Below are 25,369 nucleotides of genomic sequence, written 5' to 3'. Positions count from 1 at the left end.
GACCGTCACTCAGGGTTGTCGGCGAGCGACCTCGCCGCCCTGACGCAATGCGCCTGCACCGCGCGGGCGTAGGCGGGCGAAGCGCCCGCCAGACCGCACGACGGGGTGACCACGACGGACTCCGCCAGAGTCCCCGGGGCCAGCCCCAGCCTGCGCCAAAGCTTCCTGACACCCATGACGCTACCGCCCGGGTCCGACAACGGGGCGTCCGTGCCGGGCACCACTCCGGCGAAGAGTTTCGTGCCGCCTTCGACCGCCTCCCCGATGGCGTCGTCCTCGCGCTCGGTGAGCAGGGAGAAATCGAACGACACCCCCGTGGCACCGGCCCTGCGGAGCAGGCCGAAGGGGACCTCGGGCGCGCAGGAGTGCACGACGACCTCCCCGTCGTGGACGGCGAACAGGTCGCGCAGCCCGCCCTCGACCACCTGCCGGTCGACGGCCCGGTAGGTGCGGTAGCCGCTCGCCGAGCGGACCCGGCCGAGCAGGACGGCCGTCAGGGAGGGCTCGTCGAGCTGCAGCACGACGTCGGCGCCGGGGACCCGCTTGCGCACGTCGGCCAGGTGCTCGCGCAGGCCCTCGGCCAGCGATCCGGCCAGGTCCCGGCAGGCACCCGGGTCCTGGAGCATGGCTTCGCCACCGTGCAGTTCCAGGGCGGCGGCCAGCGTCCACGGTCCGACGGCCTGGACCTTGAGCTTCCCCGTGTACCCCTGGGTGAACTCCTCCAGCGCGTCGAGGTCCTCCCCCAGCCAGGACCGGGCCCGCTTGGAGTCCCGTCCCGGGCGGTCGCTGATCCGCCAGCCGCTGGGCTCGACGTGGGCGTACATGTCGACGAGGAGTCCGAGGGACCGGCCGATCATGTCCGCGCCGGGCCCGCGGGCGGGCAGCTCGGCGAGGTAGGGGAACTCTTCGAAGGACCCGGTGACGGTCTTCGCTGCCTCGCGGGCGTCGCCGCCGGGCAGCGATCCGACGCCGGTGGCGCCGGCGCTCATCGGCCCGGCCGGACGCTCAGGTCGTTGACCTCGGCGTCGCGGGGCAGGTCGACGGCCATGACGATCGTGGTCGCGACGGACTCGGGCTCGATCCAGGCGGCCGGGTCGTACTCCTTGCCCTCCTGCGAGTGCACCTTGGCCTGCATGGGGCTGGCGGTGCGGCCCGGGTAGACGGAGGTGACGCGGATGCCGTTGGCCCGCTCCTCGCCGCGCAGCGAGTCGGCGAGGGCCTTGAGCCCGTGCTTGGAGGCGGCGTACGCGCTCCAGTCGGCGTGGGCGGTCAGGCCGGCGCCGGAGTTCACGAAGACGACGGTGGCCTTGGACGCGCGCAGGGTGGGCAGCAACAGCCGGGTGACCTCGGCGGGGGCGATCAGGTTCACGTTGAGCTGCTGGTGCCAGGTCTTGGGCCGGAGCTCACCGACCGGTCCGAGGTCGACGATCCCGGCGATGTGCAGCAGGGAGTCGATCCGCTCCGGGAGGGCCTGCTTGGAGAACGCCCACGACAGCCGGTCGGGATCGGCGAGGTCTCCGACGAGGGACGTGGCGCCGGGGTAACGGTCGACGAGCTCGCGGGCCCGGCCGGCGTCCCGGGCGAGGAGGACGAGGTCGTCGCCGCGGGCGTGCAACCGGGCCGCGACGGCGGCGCCGATGCCGGAACCGGCACCGGTGATCAAGTGAGTAGCCATACCGCCCATGCTCGCACCCCCGGGCCCGCCCGGGGTCCGAAGGCCGAGGTCAGGTGCCGCCGACCGGCGCGCGGGCCCGCTCGACGGCGGCGCGGGCGGCGGCCGCGTGCTCCTGTGTGACGGCGGGGCCGGTGCGGGCCGATGCCCTGGCCGATCACGGCGTGCGGGAACGCCGCGCCGGGCCCGGCCCGCACGTCGCCCCGCGCCCCGGGCCCCGCGGCCCGCCCCGGGCCCCGCGGCCCCCGGTCCGGGCGGCCCGTCCGCGCGCCGGGCGCTCAGCCGGCTGCGGCGGCCCGCCGGGACCGTTCGACGACCGCCCGGGCCAGGGCCGCCCGCTGCCCGGCGACCGCGGGCGGGAAGCCGGTGCCGATGACGATGTGCGGGTGCGCGGCGACGAGCTGTGCCCGCCGGTCGGCGCGCGGTCCGGCCCAGCGCTCCAGTGCCTCGTCGCGTACGGCGTCCAGCGCGGCCGCCGGGTCGGCGGCGGGCGGGCTGAAGCGGCCGGGGGCCGATCGGGCGTGCTCGCTCCAGCGGTCGGCCCAGAACTCCACGGTCCAGCCGGGCCAGCGGGCGGCCGTGCGTCCGGCGTGGGGCACGATTCCGGTCAGCCACCAGCCGATGCGGCGGGCCGCGGGGTCGACATGGACGCCGGCCTCGGCGCGGCCCGCGTACGCGGCGTGGCCGGGGGCGGCCGAGAGCCGGTCGAGGAGCGCCGGGCCCTCGACCACCGGATGGTCGCCGATGTGGGGGAGGACGTGGCAGCGGCCGGATCCGACCGTGACGACGGCGGCCATCGGGTCGGGGTCGGCCAGCTCCTCGTCATCGGCCTCCAGGGCCGGGCCGGGGGACGGGGCGTCGCGTACGCACCCCGGCTCCAAGCCGAGGTGGGTACGCAGGCCGCTCTGGCCGTCGTACGTCCAGCGGACCTCCCATCCGGGCCAGGCGTGGCCGAGCATGCGCCACCAGGCCGCGCGGGTGCGCATGGCCACCGACGGGCCTTCCTGGGCGAAGACCAGGAGCAGCCTGCGGGCAGGGTCGATCAGGGCGCCCGCCTCGCACATGTCGTCGTCGTACCAGGGGCCTTCCTCGCGCCGGTGGCCGAGGACGAAGGGCAGGACCGCCTCCGGGCCGCCGAGCAGGTCGAGATCGAGTCCGACGGCGCCGAAGGAGGAGCCCCGGCGCTCGTACCCCTCGGCGCCCGCGATCACGAAGGGGGCCCGGTTCCCCATCAGAGACCGGCTGCGGCGCGCAGGGCGGCGGCCGTCCTCGATGCGTCGTAGTCGGCCGGGACGCCCTCGACCAGGATGACCTCGCCGGGGATGTGGTCGGTGCGCAGCGGCAGGATCGCCCGGTAGGCGTCGGAGGCGTACCAGGCACGGGCCCGCTCCATGTCGGGGAAGCCGATGATGACGACGGTGCCGGGGAAGGGGCCCTCCAGGACCTCGACCTCCTTGCCGTGCACGAGGAAGCGGCCGCCGAAGGGGTCCATCGTCGACTGCATGGTCTCGATGTAGGTGAGGATGTCCTCGTTCATCGTCTCGGGGCGTATGTGGGCGATGGCGTACGCGGTCATGGTCTGCTCCCCGTGTCGACCGGCCCGCCGGTGCGGGCCCGTTGATCCGATCCTGTCAGCGCGCGGCCCCGACGGCGATTACTTTGCAGGTCATGCCGGGGCGGGCTGGAAGGTGCGCCGGTAGGCGATCGGGGAGACGCCGAGCGTGGAACGCATGTGTTGGCGCAGTGAGTTGGCGGAGCCGAAGCCGGCCCGGTGGGCGACGAGGTCGACCGGCAGGTCGCTGGACTCCAGCAAGTGGCGGGCCAGTTCGAGGCGTTGCGCGGTGAGCCACTGCACCGGGGTCATGCCGACCTCGTCGCGGAACCGGCGGGTGAAGGTGCGCAGGCTCATCCGGGCGTGCGCGGCCAGTTCGGCGAGGGTGACCGGTTCGGCGAGGCGTTCCAGGGCCCACGCGCGGGTGGCGGTGGTGGTGGCGAGCGTCGGCTCGGGAACGGGGCGGTCGATGTACTGGACCTGGCCGCCGTCGCGCCAGGGCGGGACCACGCAGAGCCGCGCGGCCCGGTTGGCCACGCCCGTGCCGTGGTCCTGGCGGATCAGGTAGAGGCAGAGGTCGATGCCCGCGGCCACGCCGGCCGAGGTGAGGATGTCGCCGTCGTCGACGAAGAGGACCTCCTCGTCGAGGCGGACGCGGGGGAAGCCCCGCTGGAACTCGGGCGCGTGCAGCCAGTGCGTGGTGGCGGGCCGGCCGTCGAGCAGTCCGGCGGCGGCCAGGACGTACGAGCCGGTGCACAGGGAGACCAGCCGCGTGCCGGGCCGGATCGCCGCCAGGGCGTCGGTCAGCGACTGCGACAGGGGCGCGCCGTGCGCGAGCTCGTCCATCGCGTGGGTGGGCGTGACGATCACGGTGTCGGCGGCGGCGAGGGCCTCGGGGCCCGCCGAGACGCCGACGGTGAAGCCCGCGTCGCTGGTCACGGGCAGTCCGTCGGCGGTGCAGACGGTCACCTCGTAGAGCGGGTCCCCTGCCTCGTCATGGGCGTTGCCAAAGACGCGGGAGGGGATGCCGAGCTCGAACGGAGGGACCCCTTCGAGGGCGAGTACGGCGATTCGGTGCATGGCCAGATCCTGACACATGGTGGCCGTACGGCCAACACCGCGACGGTCGGCGAGCGGGGAGAGTGAGGTCATCGGCCGGGACACCGGCCGGCGAGAACGCAGCAACAACCCAGCAAGGAGACATGTCATGCGCGCCGTCGTCATCAGCAAGTGGGGCGGACCCGAGGTCCTCGTCGAGACCGAGGCCGAGCGTCCGGAGCCCGGGATGGGCGAGGTCCTGGTGCGGGTCCGTGCCGCCGGGGTCAACCCGGTGGACTGGAAGACGCGCGAGAGCGGCGCCCTGATCCCCTGGGGCCCGGTGCCGGCGGTCGGCTGGGACGTGTCCGGCACCGTGGAGGCCGTGGGACCGGGCGTGACCCTGTACCGGGTGGGCGACGAGGTGTACGGGATGCCCCGCTTCCCGCAGCAGGCCGGCGCGTACGCCGAGTACGTGACGGCCCCCGCCCGGCACTTCGCCCCCAAGCCGGCCGCGCTGGACCACGTGCAGGCCGCGGCGCTGCCGCTGGCCGCGCTGACCGCCTGGCAGGCCCTGGTGGACACGGCGGGGGTGAGCGCCGGACAGCGGGTGCTGGTGCACGCGGCGGCCGGCGGGGTGGGTCACCTGGCGGTGCAGATCGCCAAGGCCCGCGGCGCGTACGTGATCGGCACCGCGAGCGCGGGCAAGCACGAACTGCTGCGCGAGCTCGGCGCCGACGAGGTGATCGACTACCACACCACGGACTTCGAGGACGCCGTCGCCGACGTGGACGTCGTGATAGACGCCGTCGGCGGGGACTACACGCGGCGCTCGCTGAAGGTCCTCAAGGCCGGCGGCCACCTGGTGACCCTGCCCGGCCCCGACTCCCTCCCGGCCGACCCGCAGGGGGTGCACGCCTCCTGGGTCCTGGTGGAGCCGGACCTGGGCGGCCTGCGCGAGATCGCGGCGCTCGTCGAGCGGGGTCTGCTGAAGCCGCTGGTCGACACCGTGCTGCCGTTGGAGCAGGCCGCGAAGGCCCACGAGATCGGCGAGCAGGGCCGCACCACCGGCAAGATCGTCCTGACCGTCGCCTGAGCGCGGAAGGTCCGGGGGCTGCCCGGGCGATCGCGTTCGCCGCAGCCCGACCGCCGCCCCGGCGTGACGACCAGGAGGCTGCGGGGCAACCCCGGACCCGGCGCGAACGCGGCGCCGCGGCCCGCCCCGAGGGGACGGGCCGCGGCGTCCTGCCGTGCGGGGGCCGTTCAGACGGTGGCGGCGGCCCGCGTCGTGGTCGCGATGGTGGCCGAGCCGACCACGCGGGTGCCGTCGTAGAGCACGATCGCCTGGCCGGGTGCCACGCCCCGGACCGGCTCGGTGAAGGAGACGCGCAGCTCGCCGTCCACGACCTCGGCGAAGACCTCGGTCTCGCCGCCGTGGGCGCGCAGCTGGGCAGTGTAGGTGCCCGGGGCGGCGGCCACGGCTCCGCACCAGCGGGGGCGGATCGCGGTGAGCGCGGTGACGTCGAGGGCCTCGACGGGGCCGACGGTGACCGTGTTGTTCACCGGGGAGATGTCGAGGACGTAGCGCGGCTTGCCGTCGGGGGCGGGGTGGCCGATGCGCAGGCCCTTGCGCTGGCCGATGGTGAAGCCGAAGGCGCCGTCGTGGGTGCCGACCTTCTCGCCGGTCGCCCCGTCGACGATGTCGCCCTCGGCCTTGCCGAGGCGGTTCGCGAGGAAGCCCTGGGTGTCGCCGTCGGCGATGAAGCAGATGTCGTGGCTGTCGGGCTTCTTCGCGACGGCCAGCCCCCGCTCCTCGGCCTCGGCGCGGATCTCTTCCTTGGTGGTGAGGGTGTCACCGAGCGGGAAGAGGGCGTGGGCGAGCTGCTTCTCGTCGAGGACCCCGAGGACGTACGACTGGTCCTTGGCCATGTCGGAGGCGCGGTGCAGCTCGCGGGAGCCGTCCTCGGTGAGCACGACGGTCGCGTAGTGACCGGTGCAGACCGCGTCGAAGCCGAGCGCGAGGGCCTTGTCGAGCAGCGCCGCGAACTTGATCTTCTCGTTGCAGCGCAGGCACGGGTTCGGGGTGCGCCCGGCCTCGTACTCGGAAATGAAGTCCTCGACGACGTCCTCGCGGAAGCGCTCGGCGAGGTCCCAGACGTAGAACGGGATGCCGATGACGTCGGCGGCCCGGCGGGCGTCGCGGGAGTCCTCGATGGTGCAGCAGCCGCGGGCGCCGGTCCGGAAGGACTGCGGGTTCGCGGAGAGCGCGAGGTGGACGCCGGTCACGTCGTGCCCGGCTTCGACCGCGCGGGCGGCGGCGACGGCGGAGTCCACGCCGCCGGACATGGCGGCCAGGACGCGAAGGGGGCGGGCGGTGCGCGGCAGGTTCTCAGTCATAGCACCGTCCAGGGTACGGGGGAACCGAGCGGGGTCACAGCGCGTTGTCGGGGTACGGGGGGTGGATCACATCGTCGAGCAGGGGAACAAGGGGAAGAAGTCGCCGGGGCGGACCCGCAGGGCCGTGCTCTTCGGCGGGCTCGGGGTCTTCGCGGTGGCGGCGGTGGCCGGCCGGGAGGAGATCGGCCGTGCCTGGTGGCTGATACCGGGTGTGGACAAGCCGCGCAAGGAGGGCGAGCTCGACCACGCGGGCGCGAGCTGGACGTCGGCCTCGCCGGCGAACTGGCGCAAGGCGGACCGCCCGGCCGACTACCGGGTGGACCGGATCGTCGTGCACGTCACCCAGGGCGGCTTCGAGTCCTCGGTGGACGCCTTCAAGAACCCGTGGCACAAGGCGTCGGCCCACTACATCGTGCGCGGGGACGGGCACGTGGAGCAGATGGTGCGCGAGCTGGACGTGGCCTTCCACTCGGGGAACCGCTCGATGAACGAGCGCAGCGTCGGCATCGAGCACGTGGGCTTCGTGGACCGCCCGCAGGATTTCACGGACGCCATGTACGCGGCTTCGGCCCGGCTGGCGGCCGACGTCTGCCGCCGGTACGACATACCGGCGGACCGCACGCACATAGTCGGCCACTCCGAGGTCCCGGGCGCCGACCACACCGACCCCGGCCGCCACTGGGACTGGAACCGCTACATCGGCCTGGTCCGGGCGGCCCTTGAGGCTCCGGCTCCTAGCTGAGGCCCGCCGTGCGGGCGCGCTCGACCGCCGGGCCGATGGCCGCGGCCAGGGCAGCGACGTCCTCCTTGGTGGAGGTGTGGCCGAGGGAGAAGCGCAGGGTGCCGCGGGCCAGCTGCGGGTCGGTGCCGGCGGCCAGCAGGACGTGACTGGGCTGGGCCACGCCCGCGGTGCAGGCGGAACCGGTGGAGCACTCGATGCCCTGGGCGTCGAGCAGGAGCAGCAACGAGTCGCCCTCGCAGCCGGGGAAGCTGAAGTGGGCATTGGCGGGAAGCCGCTCGTCGGGGTCTCCCCCGAGGACGGCGTCGGGCACGGCCGCGCGGACGGCGGCGACCAGTTCGTCGCGCAGGGCGCCGATCTCGGTGGCGAACCGCTCGCGCCGCTCGACGGCGAGGACGGCGGCCACGGCGAAGGCGGCGACGGCCGGAACGTCGAGGGTGCCGGAGCGGACGTGCCGCTCCTGGCCACCGCCGTGCAGGACGGGTACGGGGCTCTGGTCGCGGCCGAGCAGCAGTGCGCCGATGCCGTAGGGGCCGCCGATCTTGTGGCCGCTGACGGTCATGGCGGCGAGGCCGCTGTCGCCGAAGTGGACGTCGAGCTGGCCGAGGGCCTGGACGGCGTCGGAGTGCAGCGGGATCCCGGACTCGCGGGCGATGGCGGCCAGTTCGCGGACCGGCATGACGGTCCCGATCTCGTTGTTGGCCCACATGACGGTGGCCAGGGCCACGTCGTCGGGGTTGCGCTCGACGGCCTCGCGGAAGGCGTCGGCGTGGACGCGCCCGTAGCGGTCCACGGGCAGGTACTCGACCTGCGCGCCCTCGTGCTCGGCGAGCCAGTGGACGGCGTCGAGCACCGCGTGGTGCTCGACGGGGCTGGCGATGACCCGGGTCCGGGCGGGGTCGGCGTCGCGCCGGGCCCAGTAGAGGCCCTTGACGGCGAGGTTGTCGGCCTCCGTGCCGCCGGCGGTGAAGACCACCTCGCTGGGGCGGGCGCCGACCGCCTCGGCGAAGGCCTCGCGGGCCTCCTCCACGGTACGGCGGGCCCGCCGGCCGGCGGCGTGCAGGGAGGAGGCGTTCCCCGTGGCGGCGAACTGCGCGGTCATCGCCGCGGCGGCCTCCGGCAGCATCGGGGTGGTGGCGGCGTGGTCGAGGTAGGCCATGATCCCCCGATTCTACGAGTCCGCCGGTGGCCGCTTGCGCCGCGGGACCCCGCGATGGCCGGCAAGCGCACCCGGCGCCGCCACATGCGTCGGGCCGGACCGGGGCCGGGGCCCGCAGGCCGGGGTCAGGCCGGACGCAGTGCGCGGGCCAGTTGGCGGGACTGCGCGACCAGGTGGTCCGACGAGTCCCAGACCTCGGCGTCCTCCTCCAGGAAGCCGCCGGCCAGGTTGCGGGTGGTGATGGAGACCCGGAGCGGGCCGGGGGCCGGGCGGCGGCGGACGTGCGTGGTGAGTTCCACCGTCGGGGTCCAGGCCACCAGGCCCAGGTCGAAGGCGGTCGGCGGGAGCGCGTCGACGGCCAGGAGCATGGAGAGCGGGTCGGCATCGCGGCCGTCGGCCAGCTCGAACCAGGCGCGCATCTCGCCCTTGCCGGAGGGCGCACCGACGGCCCATCCGGCGGTCGCCGGGTCCAGCCGGAGCCGGAGCCGGTCCACGATGGCGGAGCTGCCGGGGATCGGGGCCGGGCCGGCTTCGGGGCCGATGCAGTCCTCGTAGGCGGGGATGGCGGGCGGCAGGGCGACGGTGCGCACGTCGTCCGGCAGGGCCGAGAGGTCGCCGTAGGAGGCGAGGACGCGGATGCGCTCGATCTCGGCGCCGCTCTCGTCGTACTGGAACAGCGAGGCCTGGCCGGTGGAGAGGGTGCGGCCGACGCGGACGACCTGGGTGCGGATCACGGCGGGGCCGGGCACGGAGGAGGTCAGGTAGTGCGCGGAGACGGTGAACGGGTCCGGGTGCGGGAGGGCCGCCGACAGGGCCCGGCCGACCAGGGCCAGCAGGTATCCGCCGTTCACGGCGGCGATGATCGTCCAGCCGGCGGAGAGTTCCGCGTCGTACACCCCGGGCTCGCCCGCGCGTGCGGTGATGGCGGTGTCGCGGTCGAACTCACTGTCGCCGATGGAGGCCTTGGCAGCTGCGTGTGACATGCAAACGACGGTACACCGGCTTACTACTAAGCGGTAGCTTTCTTTTGTTACGGCTCTTCGGCCACCGACGAGCGCCTGTTCCAGGCCAGCGGCGCCCGCCAGTGGTAGCGCATGGCGAGGAGGCGCAGGACGAAGGTGGTGACGATCGCGAGGCCGGTGGTGATGCCGTTGAGGGCGTGCATGCTGATGAAGACGGCCACCATCGAGGCGCCGACCAGCGCGGGGACGGCGTACATCTCGCGGTCGCGCAGCAGCGAGGGCACCTCGTTGACCAGTACGTCGCGCAGGACGCCACCGCCGACTGCCGTGGCCACGCCGAGCGAGGCCGAGGCGGTGAGACCGAGGCCGTACTCGTAGGCCTTGGTCGTGCCCGTCACGCAGAACAGCCCGAGGCCGGCCGCGTCGAAGACGTTGATCGCGCGGTTGATCCGCTGGACCTCGGGGTGCAGGAAGTAGACGATCGCGGCGGCGACCAGCGGGGTCACGAAGAAGCTGAGCTCCCCGAAGGCGGCGGGCGGTACGGCGCCGATGACGAGGTCGCGGAAGAGGCCGCCGCCGAGCGCCGTGACGAGCGCGAGGACGGCGATGCCGAAGACGTCGAAGTTCTTGCGGACGGCGAGCAGGGCGCCTGCGGTGGCGAAGACGAAGATGCCGGCGAGGTCCAGGGCATGCTGGATCCCGGGCGGGAAGAGATCGTGGAGCACCGGGCCATTGTCACCTGCGGCGGGCTCGACGGAATGCGGGGCTCCGCCGAGCCCGGGGCCGGGCCGCTCGGCTCGCGCCGGGGGAAGGACCTGGGCTCCGTCCCGGACCCCGCGCCTCGAGCGCCGGCGAGGCTGGATGTGCGGCGGGGCCGGCCCGCCCGGCAGGGCCGGGGTCGCGCGGAACGCGCCCCCGGCCCTGCCGGATCGGTTGCTCCGTTACTCCGACGCCGCCACCGCGTCCGCCGCGCCCGGCAGGGGCTGGTCGCCCGGCGCCTGGTCGGGGGCGTTCTCCGGGTGGTGGCAGGCCACCTGGTGGCCCGGCTTCAGCGCCAGCAGCGGCGGCTCCTGCGTCGCGCAGATCTGCGTGGCCTTCCAGCACCGGGTGTGGAAGCGGCAGCCGCTGGGCGGCGAGATCGGCGACGGGACGTCGCCCTTGAGTAGGATGCGGCCGCTCTTGGCACCGCGCCGCCTCGGGTCGGGCACCGGCACGGCCGACATCAGGGCCGTGGTGTAGGGGTGCATGGGCGCCCCGTACAGCCCCTTGTTGTCCGCCAGCTCGACGATCTTGCCGAGGTACATCACGGCGATGCGGTCCGAAACGTGTCGGATGACCGACAGGTCGTGCGCGATGATCACGTAGGTGAGGCCGAGCTCGTCCTGGAGGTCGTCCAGCAGGTTCACCACCTGGGCCTGGATCGACACGTCCAGCGCCGAAACCGGCTCGTCCGCGACCACCAGCTTCGGCTTCAGCGCGAGGGCCCGCGCGATGCCGATGCGCTGGCGCTGGCCGCCGGAGAACTCGTGCGGGTAGCGGTTGTAGTGCTCGGGGTTGAGGCCCACGAGCGAGAGCAGTCGCTGGACCTCCGCCTTGAGCCCGCCCTCCGGGGTGACCTTCTGGAGCTTGAACGGCGCGCTGACGATGGTGCCCACGGTGTGGCGGGGGTTCAGCGAGCCGTACGGGTCCTGGAAGATCATCTGCACGTCCCGGCGCAGCGGGCGCATGCCCGACACCCCGAGGTGCGTGATGTCCTTGCCCTCGAACTCGATGGAGCCGCCGGTCGGCTCCAGCAGCCGTGTGATCAGCCGGCCCATGGTCGACTTCCCGCAGCCGGACTCGCCGACGATGCCGAGGGTCTCCCCGCGCCGGACGTCGAAGTCGAGGCCGTCGACGGCCTTGACCGCGCCGACCTGGCGCCGGATCAGGCCCTTGGTGATCGGGAAGTGCTTGGTCAGGCCGGTGACCTTGAGCAGGACCTCGGGAGAGTCCGTGGCCTGCGCGGGAATGACCGCCGTTTCCGGCTTCTTCGTGTCAGGCGTCTCGGTCACAGCTTCGGCGCAATCTCTTCGGTCCAGATCCGGGTCCGCTCTTCCTGCGGCATGTGGCAGGCGGACCAGTGACGGCTGTCGTCCTGGGTGAGCTCGGGCCGGACCGTACGCGTGACGTTGCCCTTGGGCACGTCCGCGTACGGGCAGCGCGGGTTGAATGCACAGCCGTCGGGGATGTTGATGAGGCTGGGCGGAGAGCCCTTGACCGGGATGAGGCGCTCGCTCTGCTCCCGGTCGATGCGCGGCATCGAGCCCAGCAGGCCCCAGGTGTAGGGGTGGCGGGGCTCGTAGAACACCTTCTCGGCGGTGCCCCGCTCGACGCACCGGCCGCCGTACATCACGAGGATCTCGTCGGCCATCTCCGCGACCACGCCGAGGTCGTGCGTGATCATGATGACGGCGGAGCCGAACTCCTTCTGCAGATCCCGGATCAGGTCCAGGATCTGCGCCTGCACGGTGACGTCCAGCGCCGTGGTCGGCTCGTCCGCGATCAGCAGGTCGGGGTTGTTGACCAGCGACATCGCGATCATCGCGCGCTGGCGCATGCCGCCGGAGAACTGGTGCGGATAGTCGTTGACGCGCTTGCCCGGCTCGGGGATGCCCACCCGGTCGAGCATCTCGACGGCCCGCTTGCGCGCCGTCTTCTTGTCCACGTCGTTGTGGACGCGGTACGCCTCCACGATCTGGGAGCCGATCGTGTAGTACGGGTGCAGTGCGCTCAGCGGGTCCTGGAAGATCATCGCCATGTCGCGGCCCCGCAGTCGGCGCACCTCCTCGGGATCGGCGGAGAGCAGTTCCTTGCCCCCGAGCCAGATCTCGCCCGACATCTCGACCTTGGAGCGGTCGGCGTTGCCGGCCCGGTGCAGGCCCATGACGGCCAGCGAGGTGACGGACTTGCCGGATCCGGACTCGCCCACGATGCCGAGGGTCTGGCCCTTCTCCAGCTGGAAGGTGAGCCCGTCGACGGACTTCACGAGGCCGTCGTCGGTGGGGAAGTGGACCTTGAGGTCGCGCACGTCGAGGAAGGCCTCGGAGGGCGGGCCCTCGCCCGGACCCGCCACGAGCGGCGTGGCGGTGGCGGTGTGCGCGCCGCGGTCGGTGGCGGCCGCGCCGGCCTCGTTCCCCTTCGGAGTCGAATCGGTCACGACAGCCTCACCCTCGGGTCGATGATGGCGTAGACGAGGTCGACCACCAGGTTGCACAGCACGATGAAGGCTCCGGCGAAGAGGGTCACCCCGAGGATCTTCGGCAGGTCGTTCACCGCGATGGCGTGGTACGCGTACTCACCGATGCCGTGGTACGAGAAGACCGTCTCGGTGACGATGGCGCCGCCGAGGAGCAGCCCGAAGTCCATGCCGAAGATGGTCACGATCGGAGTCAGCGCGGAACGCAGCCCGTGGCGGGTGATGACCACCCGTTCGCGCAGGCCCTTGGCGCGCGCGGTGCGGATGTAGTCCTCGCTCATGGTCTCCAGCATTCCGGCCCGGGTGAGCCGGGCGTAGAGCGCGGAGTAGAGGAAGGCCAGTGTGGACCAGGGCAGGACCAGCCCCTGGAACCAGGCGGCCGGATCCTCGGAGAAGTCCACGTACACGTTGGTGAACACGGGCCAGTTGAAGACGAAGACGGCCAGCGAGAGCGTGCCGGTGAAGAACATCGGCAGCGAGACGCCGGCGAGGGCCACGCCCATCGCGAGCCGGTCGAAGAGCGAGCCCGGGCGCAGGGCCGAGACCACGCCCGTGGTCACACCGGTGATCAGCCAGATGACGGCCGCTCCCAGGGTGAGGGAGGCGGTGATGGGGAGCCGGCTGACGATGTCGGGCCAGACCTCGACGTGGTCCTTGAAGGAGTAGCCGAGGCAGGGGGCGTGGCACTGCGAGGGGTCGGGGCCGTAGTTGAACTCGCGGCCCGCGAAGACGCCCCGCAGGAAGTCCCAGTACTGCGCGTACAGGGGCTGGTCGAAACCGAGGTTCTTCTTGACCGCGGCGATGGATTCGGGCGAGGGGTTCTTGCCCACGTACTGGGTGGCCAGCGAATCGGCCGTGCCGCCGGCCAACCGGGGCAGCAGGAAGAAGATCGCGAAGGTGATCGCGCTGACAACGAGCAGCAGGAACACCGCGGCGAACAGCCGCCGGACGATGTACACAAACACGGGGGTCGGCTTCGGCGTCCGCCGGTCCGCCCCGCACCCCGGTCGGGGGCGCGGGACGGACCGGCGCGCGCACTGCTGCCTTCACCTGCCTTCCACGGTTCTGGCAGATCTGGCTGAGAGGGTCGAACTGCCTGAGGACTTGACGTCCGGGGTTACTTCAGGCCGATGTTGAGGTAGTCGTACTGACCGCTCCACGCCGGGTTGGAGACCGCGTTGGTGATCTTGGGCGAGCGGTAGTGCAGCACCTTGAAGTAGGTCAGGGGCACGATGACCGCCTGGTCCATGACCTTCTTGTCGATCTCGCCGTAGACCTTCTCGCGGGCGGCGGAGTCGGTGTTGGCGATGTTGTCGTTCAGCATCTTGTTGATCTCGGGGTCGTTCAGCTGCGACAGGTTGGTGTTGCCCGTCTTGCTGATCGCGTCACCGTGGACGACCTGCTGGAGGAAGCCGAAGCCGCTCGGCCAGTCGGCGCCCCACTGCATCATCATGAGGCCGATCTTGTTGTCCTCGGTGAACTTCGGGACGCCCGCGTAGTCGCTGAAGTACTTGCCGGCCGGGAACTGCTCGATCTTGACCGTGATCCCGATCTTCTTCAGGGACGCCTGGATGGCCGTGGCCATGTCGACCTCGCCGGCGCGGTCGTTGCGCGCGGTGATGGTGGTCTCGAAGCCGTTCGGCTGGCCGCAGGCGGTCAGCGCGGCCTTGGCCTTGGCCTCGTCGCCCTTGTCGTCCGGGGTCTTGTAGGTGTTGAAGTCCACGTGACCCGGGATGTCCGTCGGCAGGACGGTGCTGGCGATGGCGCCGCGGATGGGGCCGCCGAAGGCGGTCTGCACCGAGACCTTGTCGATCGCGTACTGGACCGCCTTGCGGCACTCCACGTTGTCGAAGGGGGCCACCTTGGTGTTCATCGCCATGTAGACCAGGCGACCACCCTCGGCGTTGTCGGTGTTGGGGTCCTTCGAGGTCAGCAGCTCGGTCTGGGTCTGCTGGGCCACACCGTTGCCGACGATGTCGATGTGGGTGTTGCCGGCCTTCAGGTTGGAGTCGATCGTCTCCTGGTTGACCTTCAGCTTGACGACGATCTTCTCTGGGAGCTGCTTGCGCAGCGGGTCCGTGGAAGCGTCCCAGTTCGGGTTGCGGACCAGGACGGCCTGCTTGTCGTGCTCGTAGCTCTCGAACATGTACGAGCCGGAGGAGACGATGTTCTTCACGTAGTCCGCGCCGTTGTCCTTCGCCTTCGGCACGGGGGCCGACTGCGGGTTGGCCAGCAGGTAGTCGAACTCGGCGAAGGGCTGCTTCAGCTTGAAGACGATCGTCTGGTCGTCGGGGGTCTCGATGGACTGCAGTCCCGTGTCGGACTTGTCCTTGTACGGGCCCTCGTACGGGGTCTCGTTGTTCTTGAGGTACTGCGCGAGGTAGTTCGGGCCGTTGGAGTGCACGTCACGCGCGAAGTTGCTGCGCTCGACCGCGTACTTGACGTCCTTGGAGGTGACCAGCGAGCCGTCGCTGTACTTGACGCCCTTGCGCAGCTTGTACGTCCAGGTGGCGCCGCCGTCGCTCGGCACGCCGAGGCTCTCGGCGAGGTCCGGGACCACCTTGTTGCCCTCGGCGCCCGGGGCGGGCGCGAAGGTGGTCAGCGGACGGGCGTACAGGCGGCTGAAGTTGAAGACGAAGCCGTAGTACGTGTTGCCGGGGTCGAAGGAGTCGGGGGTGTCGGACGCCTCGTAGACGACCGTCCCGCCCTTCTTGTCCGAGACGTTGACCACTGCCTTGACGGCGGCGTTGGCGCCGGCCGACTTGTCGTCGCCGCCGGTCTTGTCACCACCGTTGCAGGCGGAGGCGGTGAGGGCGACGGTGATGGCGGCGGCAAGCACCGCGGCTGTTCTCGACCTGCTTCTCATGGCGGAGTGATGCCCCCTGATTCGGAGTGGTGGTGGGTACTGGCGGAGCCTCGGCCGGGTGCCCGAGGAGCGGGAGGGTCAGCGCGAGCTCTTGGGGTCCAGGGCGTCGCGCAAACCGTCGCCGAGGAGGTTGAAGGCGAGCACGGTGACGAAGATCGCCATGCCCGGGACGACCATGAACATCGGGTCGACCTTGTAGTAGGCGACGGCGGAGCTGAGCATTCCGCCCCATGAGGCCTGCGGCGGCTGGATGCCCACGCCGAGGAAGCTCAGGGAGGCCTCGAAGAGGATGTTGGTCGGGATGAGCAGCGTCGAGTAGACGAGGATCGGCGCCATCAGGTTCGGCAGCAGCTCGCGGAAGACGATGAAGGGGCCGCGGGCTCCGAGGCTGCGGGCCGCGTCGACGAACTCCCGCTCGCGCAGCGAGAGGGTCTGGCCGCGCACGATGCGTCCGATGTAGGGCCAGCTGAAGAAGCCGATCACGAAGATCAGCACGCTGATGTGCAGCGGCAGTCCTTCGAGTCCGAAGGCCCCGCCCTGGAGGGCGGCCGAGATGGAGATCGCGAAGAGCAGCAGGGGGAAGGCGAGGAAGGTGTCCATCATGCGGCTGATCACCGTGTCGGCCCAGCCTCCGTAGTACCCGGCGATGACGCCCAGAACGGAACCGATGAACACCGAGACCACGGTCGATCCGAAGGCGACCAGCAGGGAGACCCAGGAGCCTTCCAGGATGCGGGTGGCGATGTCCCGGCCGAACTTCGGCTCCACGCCCAGCGGATGGTCCCAGCTGATGCCGCCGAAGGAGCCGATGGGGGTGGCCAGGGAGGGATCGATGAGGTCCTGGTGCAGGGCGTCCGGGTCCAGCCCGAAGATCCACTGGATCGGCTGCGAGAGCATGGCCAGGACCACCAGCAGCAGCACGACCAGGCCGCCGGCCATCGCGACCTTGTCGCGCTTGAGTCTGGTCCATGCGATACGACCGAGCGACCGTCCCTCGATCGCCTTGCCCGGAACCTCGGAGGTGGCCACGGCTGCGGGCTCGGCCGCGCTGGTGTCCTGCAGTGGTGCCGTCATCGTGGTGGGACCCCTCTCGGCCGACGTCGGTCGGCCCATGCCCGCCGCTGTGGCGGCTTGGTTCAATCGGCGTCGCTGGTGGTGCGATTGGCACGAAAAGTGCCGGAAGTGCACGTGAAGGGCTGGTGTTTGCGAGATGGACCGGCCTTCGGTGGGGTGGAGTCTTCAACGCCCTCTCGAGCGCCCGCCAGACCCCCCGGAGATGTGATGCGCAACCGTGATCTACGCCTACACCTTCCGTTATCCGAACCCCGGGATCTGTTGAGCGGTGAAACACCGCCCGTTCGGCACGGAACGGACATGCCGCCCAACTACCCTTTCGGGCACGAATCTTGGGCGGACTCACCGAATGCACAGAAGGCCGCACCGATGGGGATCGGTGCGGCCTTCGAGAGGGATGCCCCCATGTCCGGACATCGCGGAACGCGTGCGCCGGGTGCGGGCGGCAGGTGCGTACCCGGGTCGGTACGTCGGCTCAGTACGCCGGGTCAGTACGCCGGCGCCTGGCCCTCGCGGTCGTAGAAGGGGCGGGTCTGCGCGCGCAGCCACATGGCGACGGGGTCGTGCTCGTCCCCGAGTGCGACCGTGCACACCGGGACGCCCTCGGGGACCACCCCGACCGACTGACGCATCATCTCCCGTACGGATTCCAGCGCGGGCGCGGATGCGTCGTACAGGTCGAGCCCCACCGCGAGGTACGGGGAGCCGAGCGCGGGCTGCACCCACGCGCGGCGCAGCGACCGCACCGCCGGGGTGCGGTGCGCGTGCTGGGTCAGCAGCCCGTAGAACTGCGGGAGCTCGATGGCGGGCTCGGACAGGCGCAGCGGGCCCGCCGGCATCCGGTCCAGCCCGGTGGCGATCCGGCGCAGGTCCGCCCAGGGCACGCCGAGGCCACCGCCCTGGGCGTGCGGGTTGAGCCACAGGCCCCAGCGGTCCGGGTACAGCGCGCGGGCGATGTCCCGCCCGGTGACCACCTCGTAGCCCCGGTTCCAGCCGCTGGCGGCCAGCTCCTGGGGGGAGGTGACGCAGGGCGCGTAGCCGAGGCTCTCGACTTCCATACCGCCGTACTGGGCGTCCGGGGAGCCCGGCTGCCCCTGCCAGAGCAACATCCACAGCCGGCCCTCGGCGAGGGCGTGCAGGAGTGACTCGTAACTCTCGTAGCGCCCGGGAGTCACCTGGCGCATCATGTGCTCGACCTGCCCGGCCGCGGCCGTGCCTGACGCACTCACCCGGAACCCCTCTTCGTCCGCCCGTCGCTCCACGCGTGTCCTCCGAACCGGCAGTCGCGCGTGCGGCCAGGAGATGTAACCAGCTTAAGCGGCCCTACGGCAGGTAGAAGGGGCGTACGCGCTCACGAATCCAGTCCGTGACCGGGTCCTGGGCGGCGTCCAGCAGGATCAACTGCACGGGCCACGGCGGCGGGACACGGGTCAGGGCCCGTCCGAGGGCCTCCATCGGCGCGCTCTGCATTTCGGGTTCCCATCCCACCAGGCGGACACCGACGAACAGCTGGGGCTCCCCGCCCTCGATGCTGGCGAGGCAGCGGTGCGCGGCGGCGACCACCCCGGTGGCCCGGAACTCCTCGGTGGCGGCGGCCAGGAAATCCACCGGATCGTCCTGCCAGTCGGGCTCGAAGAGCCGGACCCGGCCGCCGGTGGCCGGGCCGTCGAGCGCGGTCCGGCCGCTGCGGCACAGCTCCGCGACGGCGGACGGCGGGAGCGGTGCGCCGACGGCGCCCTCGGGGTTGAGGGCGATGCCGAGCTGCGGGGGCAGACCGCGGGCGAACTCGACGGCGGGCGCCACCGCGAAGTCCATGCCGGGACCGACGCAGGCGAGGAACTGGGCCTCGGAGCTGTAGACGGGGACGTACGCCGCCCCGCCGATGTCCATGGTGGGCAGATCGAGGCCGGCCGACGCCCGGCCGCCCCCGCCCGGCAGGGGAACCCACACCTGGCTGCGTCCGAGGACCTCCAGGATCCGCCCCCCGGCGTCCGGCTGCCCGAGCGCCGCCCCGAGCACCTGCTCCAGCTCATTCCCCGGCCAGCCGCTGCCCTGCATCTGCCCCTGCCTCTGTCTTGATTCCCGCGCGTGTCGCCCCGCAGGGTACCGGCCCCGCGCCCCGCACCGTTGCCGGGGTCCGGGCGGATCCGAAAGATCCGGGGCTCCGCCCCGGACCCCGGCCGCGGCGCCGCACCCGGCGGGTCAGGCGCCGAAGGCGATGCGGGTCACCGTGGCGGCGGAGGCCCGGTCCAACAGGGTCACCGAGGCACAGCCCGCGGGCGGGCGGCCCGCTTCGGCCTCGCGCAGGAGCCGGGTCACCGCGCCGCGGTGGCGCGCGAAGGCGTAGGCGGAGACCCGGCGGCCGCGCGCGGCCTGCCCCGAGAGGGCCTCCTCGGGACTGCTGTCCAGCAGGAGCAGGTGCAGCGCTCGGCCCCGGCGGCGCGCGGCGGCCGCGAGCAGACCGCGCACCCACGACTGCGTACCGCAGTCGTGGACGACCACGGAGGCTCCGGAGCGCAGGATCCGCCACAGCCCCCAGTAGTGCGCGGCGCGCACCAGCGGCCGGTACACCGCGTAGGGCAGCGGCGCGGGCATGCGGCGCTCCCAGCGCTCACGGGTGTCCTGGGAGTCCACGGCCCCGCCCTCGCCGGCCGCCCGCTTGATCAGCGTGCTCTTGCCGCCGCCGGGAAGGCCGGACACCACGACGATGTCTCCGGCCGCGAAGCCGAGCGGGCTCGGGGCGCGCACGGCCGGTCCGCGCAGGTCGCGCACGAGGCCGAGGCCGCTGCCGGCCGCCCTCTCGCGCCCGCGCGCGCCGCGCTGCGCGGGCACCGCCTCCACGGTTCCGGTCGTCGTCACCACTCCGAATCTCCGCACAGTGTTCGCCTCCCCCGAATCGGGTCACCAGGACCCTTGCCCACTGAGTGTAAAGAGACGGTAATCCGGCGGCCCCGGTTCCGGTCCGACTCTTCGGAGGGCCGTACGAACTTTCGGACCCCACCGCCCGATCTCGGGCACGGCGTGCAATGATGTGCGCCATCTGGACCAACTGCATACCGGCCGCTTGAATCCGCGCGGGAGAGTCCCGGCACGCCGCAAGGCCGTGCGCGGGCGCCGAAGGAGCAAGAACCTCCCTTGAATCTCTCAGGCCCCGTACCGCGTGGATGAGGCAGATCTGAAAAGCGAGCTGCTGCGCAGCTCCACCCAAGGTGCAAGTCGATGAGAAGAACCGGCGATCGGGCGATCGGCGGAACTCTCGGCGAACCTCTCAGGTTCCGATGACAGATGGGGAGGAACGTCCTCGTCATGTCATGTCGATGCCCTGGGACCCGGGAGCCACACCCATGAGCACTGCCCCCCGCCTGACCGCCCTCGATGCGCTGCACCGCTCGCTCGGTGCGACCATGACCGATTTCGCGGGCTGGGACATGCCGCTGCGGTACGCCAGCGAGCGCGACGAGCACAACGCCGTACGCACCAAGGCCGGTCTCTTCGACCTGTCCCACATGGGCGAGATCACGCTGACCGGCCCGGAGGCCGTCAAGGCCCTCGACTACGCCCTGGTCGGCAACATCTCCACCGTCGGCGTCGGCCGCGCCCGCTACACGCACATCTGTCAGGAGGACGGCGGGATCGTCGACGACCTGATCGTCTACCGCCTCGGCGAGACCGAGTACATGGTCGTCGCCAACGCCTCCAACGCCCAGGTCGTCCTGGACGCCCTGACCGAGCGCGCCGCCGGCTTCGACACCGAGGTCCGCGACGACCGCGACGCGTACGCGCTGCTCGCCGTGCAGGGCCCGGAGTCCCCGGGCATCCTGGCCTCCCTGACCGACGCCGACCTGGACGGCCTGAAGTACTACGCCGGCCTGCCGGGCACCGTCGCGGGCGTGCCCGCGCTGATCGCGCGCACCGGGTACACGGGTGAGGACGGCTTCGAGCTGTTCGTCGCCCCCGAGCACGCCGTGGAACTGTGGCAGGCGCTCACCAAGGCGGGCGAGGGCGTCGGCCTGGTCCCGGCCGGTCTGTCCTGCCGCGACACGCTGCGCCTGGAAGCGGGCATGCCGCTGTACGGGCACGAGCTGACCACCGCCCTCACGCCGTTCGACGCGGGCCTGGGTCGGGTCGTGAAGTTCGAGAAGGAGGGCGACTTCGTCGGCCGCGCCGCGCTGGAGGCCGCCGCCGAGCGCGCCGCCACCGCTCCGCCGCGCAAGCTGGTCGGTCTGATCGCCGAGGGCCGCCGCGTCCCGCGCGCCGGTTTCCCGGTCGTCGCCGACGGTCAGGTCATCGGCGAGGTCACCTCCGGCGCCCCGTCCCCGACGCTGGGCAAGCCGATCGCCATCGCGTACGTGGACGCGGCGCACGCCGCGCCCGGAACGTCCGGCGTCGGCGTCGACATTCGCGGTACGCATGAGCCGTACGAGGTCGTGGCGCTGCCGTTCTACAAGCGGCAGAAGTAGCCCCGCGCACCACGTCCGCCGTCCGGGAACCCGTACGGCGCCGTCTCAGTACCCAAGACCGCAGTTCGTATCCACTCCCCCGCATCCAGGAGAATCAGGTCATGAGCAACCCCCAGCAGCTGCGTTACAGCAAGGAGCACGAGTGGCTGTCGACCGCCGAGGACGGCGTCGCGACGGTCGGTATCACGGAGTTCGCGGCCAACGCGCTCGGTGACGTGGTCTACGCCCAGCTCCCCGCGGTCGGCGACACGGTGACCGCCGGCGAGACCTGTGGCGAGCTCGAGTCGACCAAGTCCGTCAGCGACCTGTACTCCCCCGTCACCGGCGAGGTCGTCGACGCCAACCAGGACGTCGTGGACGACCCGGCGCTCGTCAACACCGCCCCCTTCGAGGGTGGCTGGCTGTTCAAGGTGCGCGTCGCGGAGGAGCCGGCCGACCTGCTCTCCGCCGAGGAGTACGCCGCGCTCACCCACTCCGACAACTGACACCCCAGGGGATCCTGATGTCTGTTCTCAACACCCCGCTGCACGAGCTCGACCCGGACGTCGCCGCCGCCGTCGACGCCGAGCTCGTGCGCCAGCAGTCCACCCTGGAAATGATCGCGTCGGAGAACTTCGCTCCGGTCGCCGTCATGGAGGCCCAGGGCTCGGTCCTGACGAACAAGTACGCCGAGGGCTACCCGGGCCGCCGCTACTACGGCGGCTGCGAGCACGTCGACGTCGTCGAGCAGATCGCGATCGACCGCATCAAGGCGCTGTTCGGCGCCGAGGCCGCGAACGTCCAGCCGCACTCCGGTGCGCAGGCCAACGCCGCCGCGATGTTCGCGCTGCTGAAGCCGGGCGACACGATCATGGGCCTCAACCTGGCCCACGGCGGTCACCTGACCCACGGCATGAAGATCAACTTCTCCGGCAAGCTCTACAACGTGGTCCCGTACCACGTCGACGAGACCGGCGAGGTGGACATGGCGGAGGTCGAGCGCCTCGCCAAGGAGTCCAAGCCGCAGCTGATCGTCGCCGGCTGGTCCGCCTACCCGCGCCAGCTGGACTTCGCCGCCTTCCGCCGCATCGCGGACGAGGTCGGCGCGTACCTGATGGTCGACATGGCGCACTTCGCCGGCCTGGTCGCCGCCGGTCTGCACCCGAACCCGGTGCCGCACGCCCACGTCGTCACCACCACCACGCACAAGACCCTCGGCGGTCCGCGCGGCGGTGTGATCCTGTCGACGCAGGAGCTGGCCAAGAAGATCAACTCCGCGGTCTTCCCGGGTCAGCAGGGCGGCCCGCTGGAGCACGTGATCGCGGCCAAGGCGGTCTCCTTCAAGGTCGCGGCCTCGCCCGAGTTCAAGGAGCGCCAGGAGCGCACCCTGGAGGGTGCGAAGATCCTCGCCGCCCGCCTGGTCCAGGACGACGTCAAGGCCGTGGGCGTGGACGTCCTCACCGGTGGCACCGACGTGCACCTGGTCCTGGTCGACCTGCGCAACTCCGAGCTGGACGGTCAGCAGGCCGAGGACCGCCTCCACGAGGTCGGCATCACGGTCAACCGCAACGCCATCCCGAACGACCCGCGGCCGCCGATGGTCACCTCGGGTCTGCGGATCGGTACGCCGGCCCTGGCCACCCGCGGTTTCGACGCCGAGGCCTTCACCGAGGTCGCCGAGATCATCGCGCAGGCGCTGAAGCCCGCGTACGACAGCGAGGCCCTGAAGGCTCGCGTCTCCGCGCTCGCCGCGAAGTTCCCGCTGTACCCGACCCTCTAGGGCAACGGCTTGGGCGGGCCCGGCCTTGTTGCGCACAAGGCCGGGCCTTTTCCTTGGCCCGGGGCGCGGTCCTCGACGTCGGGGCCGCGAAAGACGCCGTACAGGTCGGCGTAACCGAGCCCCTCACGAACTGACGTACGCTGATGAACCGGGCAAGGGCGCCCACGAGGTGATCTTTGCCCGCAATCCCTGCAAAGTCCGCACCCTCCGTCGGCCGCCTCGCTACGCTGCGAGAGCGACTCGACGGTCCGTTCCCCGCCACCGCGGGGATGACCCGGGAGTCCGCCAACGTGGCCATTTCCGTTTTCGATCTCTTCTCGATCGGCATCGGTCCGTCCAGCTCGCACACCGTGGGTCCGATGCGGGCCGCGCGCATGTTCGTGACGCGGCTGAAGAAGGACGGCGTGCTGGCCCAGACCGCCTCCGTCCGGGCCGAGCTCTTCGGATCCCTCGGCGCGACCGGCCACGGGCACGGCACCCCCAAGGCGGTGCTGCTCGGCCTGGAGGGCCACTCCCCCCGCACGGTGAACGTCGAGACCGCCGACGACGAGGTCGAGCGCATCCGCAAGAGCGGCCGGCTGCGGCTGCTGGGGGCGGAGATAGGCGATGTCCACGAGATCGCCTTCGACGAGCCGAACCAGCTGATCCTGCACCGCCGCCGCTCCCTGCCGTACCACGCCAACGGCATGACGCTCTTCGCGTACGACGGCGCCGGCACCCCGCTGCTGGAGAAGACCTACTACTCGGTCGGCGGCGGCTTCGTCGTGGACGAGGACGCGGTCGGCGAGGACCGGATCAAGCTCGACGACACGGTGCTGAAGTACCCCTTCCGCTCCGGCGACGAGATGCTGCGCCTGGCGAACGAGACCGGCCTGTCGATCTCCTCCCTGATGCTGGAGAACGAGAAGGCATGGCGCACGGAGGAGGAGATCCGCGAGGGCCTCCTGGAGATCTGGCGCGTCATGCAGTCCTGCGTCTCGCGCGGCATGTCCCGCGAAGGCATCCTCCCCGGCGGCCTGCGGGTCAAGCGCCGGGCCGCCGCCACGGCACGCCAGCTGCGCACCGAGGGCGACCCGATGCTGCACCGCAGCGAGTGGGCGACGATCTACGCGATGGCGGTCAACGAGGAGAACGCGGCGGGCGGCCGGGTCGTGACCGCGCCGACCAACGGCGCCGCGGGCGTCCTGCCGGCCGTGCTGCACTACTACATGAACTTCGTGCCGGGCGCGGACGAGGACGGCGTGGTCCGCTTCCTCCTGGCCGCGGGCGCGATCGGCATGCTCTTCAAGGAGAACGCCTCAATCTCCGGCGCCGAGGTCGGCTGCCAGGGCGAGGTGGGCTCCGCCTGCTCGATGGCGGCCGGCGCCCTCGCCGAGGTCCTCGGCGGCACCCCGGAACAGGTCGAGAACGCGGCCGAGATCGGCATGGAGCACAACCTCGGCCTGACCTGCGACCCGGTCGGCGGCCTGGTGCAGATCCCCTGCATCGAGCGCAACGGCATGGCGGCGGTCAAGGCCGTCACCGCGGCGCGGATGGCGATGCGCGGCGACGGCAGCCACAAGGTGTCCCTCGACAAGGTCATCAAGACCATGAAGGAGACCGGCGCCGACATGAAGGTCAAGTACAAGGAGACCGCCCGCGGCGGCCTCGCCGTCAACGTCATCGAGTGCTGACGCGCACCGCGTGAGATGAGAGGGGCCCGGCACGCGCCGGGCCCCTCTCGCGTCTCAACGTGATCCCTGCTCCAGCAGGGTGGACAAGCCGTCCAGGAGACGTTCGAGGCCGAACGAGAAGCGTTCCTCCATGGAACGGTCGGTCAGGTCGTCGGCGAGTGCGACCAGGCTGGGGAAGGTGTCCCGGGGCAGCCGGCGCAGCTGCTCACCCACAGCCGTGGCGGCCTCGCGGCGGCTGGCGCCCATGGCCTCGGACGCAGAAATGGGCCCCTGCTCCTGGAGCACGAAGCCCTGGACGAACGCGCCGAGCAGGTAGCTGATCATGGCAGCATCGGCATCGGAGAAACCGGCCTCCCTCAGACGGCCGAGCTGGTCCTCCATCAGACGCAGCAGATGGGGTCCCGGGGCGAGCCGGCCGGCGACGACTTTGGCGGCGTCGCGCTTGCCGAGCAGATGCCGGCGGTAGCGCACGCAGTACTCGCGCAACTGCTCACGCCAGTCGCCCTCCCGTGGCGGCGCCTCGGCGTCGGCCATGAGCTCGTCGGTGAGCAGGTCGAGCAGCTCCTCCTTGTTGCGCACGTGCCAGTACAGCGAGGCCGCCTTCACCCCCAGCTCGGCGGCGACCTTGCGCATCGACAGGCCGTTGACGCCCTCGCGCTCCAGCACCCGCAGGGCCGCCCGAACGAGCGCCTGACGGGTCAGTCCCGGCTGCGACGGTCCGTCATCAGCACTGCCCTGTACGGCCATCGGCCACCTCCGTCCACGGGCCCCGCCGGAATCCCGCTT

At 71.7% G+C, this 25,369-nt stretch carries 24 protein-coding genes and 1 riboswitch; of the genes, 6 read left to right on the top strand and 18 right to left on the bottom strand.

Annotated elements, in window-relative coordinates; all coding sequences use genetic code 11:
• Positions 1-5 precede the first annotated feature (5 nt).
• The 5 genes from ACIQK6_RS16315 to ACIQK6_RS16295 form a co-directional block, all read right to left on the bottom strand.
• Entirely contained in the window at positions 6-989 is a 984-nt protein-coding gene (locus tag ACIQK6_RS16315) for a methionine synthase (protein WP_327383118.1), read from the bottom strand.
• Positions 986-1,675, bottom strand: a complete 690-nt coding sequence (locus tag ACIQK6_RS16310; protein WP_329098908.1) for an SDR family oxidoreductase — start codon at positions 1,673-1,675, stop codon at positions 986-988. Before ACIQK6_RS16310 ends, ACIQK6_RS16315 begins: the two co-directional genes overlap by 4 nt.
• Positions 1,676-1,950: 275 nt before the next feature.
• Positions 1,951-2,904, bottom strand: coding sequence for a hypothetical protein (locus tag ACIQK6_RS16305; protein WP_329098909.1), 954 nt, complete (start codon positions 2,902-2,904; stop codon positions 1,951-1,953).
• On the bottom strand, positions 2,904-3,248 hold the full coding sequence (locus tag ACIQK6_RS16300) for a DUF1330 domain-containing protein (RefSeq protein ID WP_329098910.1): 345 nt from the start codon (positions 3,246-3,248) through the stop codon (positions 2,904-2,906). The genes ACIQK6_RS16305 and ACIQK6_RS16300 overlap by 1 nt, the downstream gene beginning before the upstream one ends.
• Positions 3,249-3,338: 90 nt before the next feature.
• Positions 3,339-4,304: a helix-turn-helix domain-containing protein gene (locus ACIQK6_RS16295; protein ID WP_329098911.1), complete on the bottom strand. Its 966-nt coding sequence runs from the start codon at positions 4,302-4,304 to the stop codon at positions 3,339-3,341.
• A 127-nt stretch (positions 4,305-4,431) separates the two neighbouring features.
• Here ACIQK6_RS16295 and ACIQK6_RS16290 point away from each other — a divergent pair, with 127 nt between their 5' ends.
• Complete coding sequence (locus ACIQK6_RS16290; protein WP_329098912.1) at positions 4,432-5,355, top strand: NADP-dependent oxidoreductase; 924 nt, start codon at positions 4,432-4,434, stop codon at positions 5,353-5,355.
• A 167-nt stretch (positions 5,356-5,522) separates the two neighbouring features.
• On the opposite strand, the gene mnmA is transcribed toward ACIQK6_RS16290, so the two are convergent.
• Entirely contained in the window at positions 5,523-6,656 is a 1,134-nt protein-coding gene (gene mnmA / locus ACIQK6_RS16285) for a tRNA 2-thiouridine(34) synthase MnmA (RefSeq protein ID WP_329098913.1), read from the bottom strand.
• Between the two features lie 61 nt (positions 6,657-6,717).
• Here mnmA and ACIQK6_RS16280 point away from each other — a divergent pair, with 61 nt between their 5' ends.
• Positions 6,718-7,398: an N-acetylmuramoyl-L-alanine amidase gene (locus ACIQK6_RS16280; RefSeq protein ID WP_329098914.1), complete on the top strand. Its 681-nt coding sequence runs from the start codon at positions 6,718-6,720 to the stop codon at positions 7,396-7,398.
• Here ACIQK6_RS16280 and ACIQK6_RS16275 read toward each other — a convergent pair.
• The 11 genes from ACIQK6_RS16275 to ACIQK6_RS16225 form a co-directional block, all read right to left on the bottom strand.
• The gene (locus ACIQK6_RS16275; RefSeq protein WP_329098915.1) at positions 7,391-8,554 is read right to left on the bottom strand and encodes a cysteine desulfurase family protein; all 1,164 of its coding nucleotides are present in this window, start codon (positions 8,552-8,554) and stop codon (positions 7,391-7,393) included. The genes ACIQK6_RS16280 and ACIQK6_RS16275 overlap by 8 nt on opposite strands.
• 125 nt (positions 8,555-8,679) lie before the next feature.
• On the bottom strand, positions 8,680-9,537 hold the full coding sequence (locus tag ACIQK6_RS16270) for a thioesterase family protein (protein WP_329098916.1): 858 nt from the start codon (positions 9,535-9,537) through the stop codon (positions 8,680-8,682).
• A 47-nt stretch (positions 9,538-9,584) separates the two neighbouring features.
• Positions 9,585-10,241 carry a trimeric intracellular cation channel family protein gene (locus ACIQK6_RS16265; RefSeq protein WP_329098917.1) on the bottom strand — a complete coding sequence of 219 codons (657 nt, stop codon included), beginning with the start codon at positions 10,239-10,241 and terminating at the stop codon, positions 9,585-9,587.
• Between the two features lie 216 nt (positions 10,242-10,457).
• On the bottom strand, positions 10,458-11,567 hold the full coding sequence (locus ACIQK6_RS16260) for an ABC transporter ATP-binding protein (RefSeq protein ID WP_402694978.1): 1,110 nt from the start codon (positions 11,565-11,567) through the stop codon (positions 10,458-10,460).
• Positions 11,564-12,628, bottom strand: a complete 1,065-nt coding sequence (locus tag ACIQK6_RS16255) for an ABC transporter ATP-binding protein (protein ID WP_329107616.1) — start codon at positions 12,626-12,628, stop codon at positions 11,564-11,566. Before ACIQK6_RS16255 ends, ACIQK6_RS16260 begins: the two co-directional genes overlap by 4 nt.
• Positions 12,629-12,708: 80 nt before the next feature.
• The gene (locus tag ACIQK6_RS16250) at positions 12,709-13,716 is read right to left on the bottom strand and encodes an ABC transporter permease (RefSeq protein ID WP_329098918.1); all 1,008 of its coding nucleotides are present in this window, start codon (positions 13,714-13,716) and stop codon (positions 12,709-12,711) included.
• Between the two features lie 152 nt (positions 13,717-13,868).
• The gene (locus ACIQK6_RS16245; protein WP_329098919.1) at positions 13,869-15,617 is read right to left on the bottom strand and encodes an ABC transporter substrate-binding protein; all 1,749 of its coding nucleotides are present in this window, start codon (positions 15,615-15,617) and stop codon (positions 13,869-13,871) included.
• A 78-nt stretch (positions 15,618-15,695) separates the two neighbouring features.
• On the bottom strand, positions 15,696-16,691 hold the full coding sequence (locus tag ACIQK6_RS16240; RefSeq protein ID WP_329098920.1) for an ABC transporter permease: 996 nt from the start codon (positions 16,689-16,691) through the stop codon (positions 15,696-15,698).
• A gap of 488 nt (positions 16,692-17,179) precedes the next feature.
• Positions 17,180-17,920, bottom strand: a complete 741-nt coding sequence (locus tag ACIQK6_RS16235) for an enhanced serine sensitivity protein SseB C-terminal domain-containing protein (protein ID WP_202199624.1) — start codon at positions 17,918-17,920, stop codon at positions 17,180-17,182.
• Between the two features lie 94 nt (positions 17,921-18,014).
• Positions 18,015-18,749: an enhanced serine sensitivity protein SseB gene (locus ACIQK6_RS16230; protein ID WP_329098921.1), complete on the bottom strand. Its 735-nt coding sequence runs from the start codon at positions 18,747-18,749 to the stop codon at positions 18,015-18,017.
• A gap of 144 nt (positions 18,750-18,893) precedes the next feature.
• On the bottom strand, positions 18,894-19,550 hold the full coding sequence (locus ACIQK6_RS16225; protein ID WP_329098922.1) for an AAA family ATPase: 657 nt from the start codon (positions 19,548-19,550) through the stop codon (positions 18,894-18,896).
• 206 nt (positions 19,551-19,756) lie between these two features.
• Positions 19,757-19,860: riboswitch (glycine riboswitch) on the top strand.
• Positions 19,861-20,035: 175 nt separating this feature from the next.
• On the opposite strand from ACIQK6_RS16225, the gene gcvT reads away from it, so the two are divergent.
• From gcvT to ACIQK6_RS16205, 4 genes are all read left to right on the top strand, one after another.
• A complete protein-coding gene (gcvT, locus tag ACIQK6_RS16220) occupies positions 20,036-21,151 on the top strand; it encodes a glycine cleavage system aminomethyltransferase GcvT (RefSeq protein ID WP_329098923.1) in 1,116 nt (371 codons plus the stop codon).
• A 101-nt stretch (positions 21,152-21,252) separates the two neighbouring features.
• Positions 21,253-21,636, top strand: coding sequence for a glycine cleavage system protein GcvH (gcvH, locus tag ACIQK6_RS16215; RefSeq protein WP_329098924.1), 384 nt, complete (start codon positions 21,253-21,255; stop codon positions 21,634-21,636).
• A 17-nt stretch (positions 21,637-21,653) separates the two neighbouring features.
• Entirely contained in the window at positions 21,654-22,910 is a 1,257-nt protein-coding gene (glyA, locus tag ACIQK6_RS16210; protein ID WP_030763890.1) for a serine hydroxymethyltransferase, read from the top strand.
• Positions 22,911-23,200: 290 nt separating this feature from the next.
• Positions 23,201-24,583, top strand: a complete 1,383-nt coding sequence (locus ACIQK6_RS16205) for an L-serine ammonia-lyase (protein ID WP_329098925.1) — start codon at positions 23,201-23,203, stop codon at positions 24,581-24,583.
• 54 nt (positions 24,584-24,637) lie between these two features.
• Here ACIQK6_RS16205 and ACIQK6_RS16200 read toward each other — a convergent pair whose 3' ends face one another.
• Positions 24,638-25,330, bottom strand: coding sequence for a TetR/AcrR family transcriptional regulator (locus ACIQK6_RS16200; RefSeq protein WP_329098926.1), 693 nt, complete (start codon positions 25,328-25,330; stop codon positions 24,638-24,640).
• Positions 25,331-25,369: the final 39 nt, after the last annotated feature.

This window comes from Streptomyces sp. NPDC091682 (assembly GCF_044756625.1).
In the GTDB taxonomy this organism is placed as follows: Bacteria; Actinomycetota; Actinomycetes; order Streptomycetales; family Streptomycetaceae; genus Streptomyces.
The sequence above is the reverse complement of the archived record's forward strand: the minus strand, read 5'-3'. Positions and strand labels throughout refer to the sequence as shown.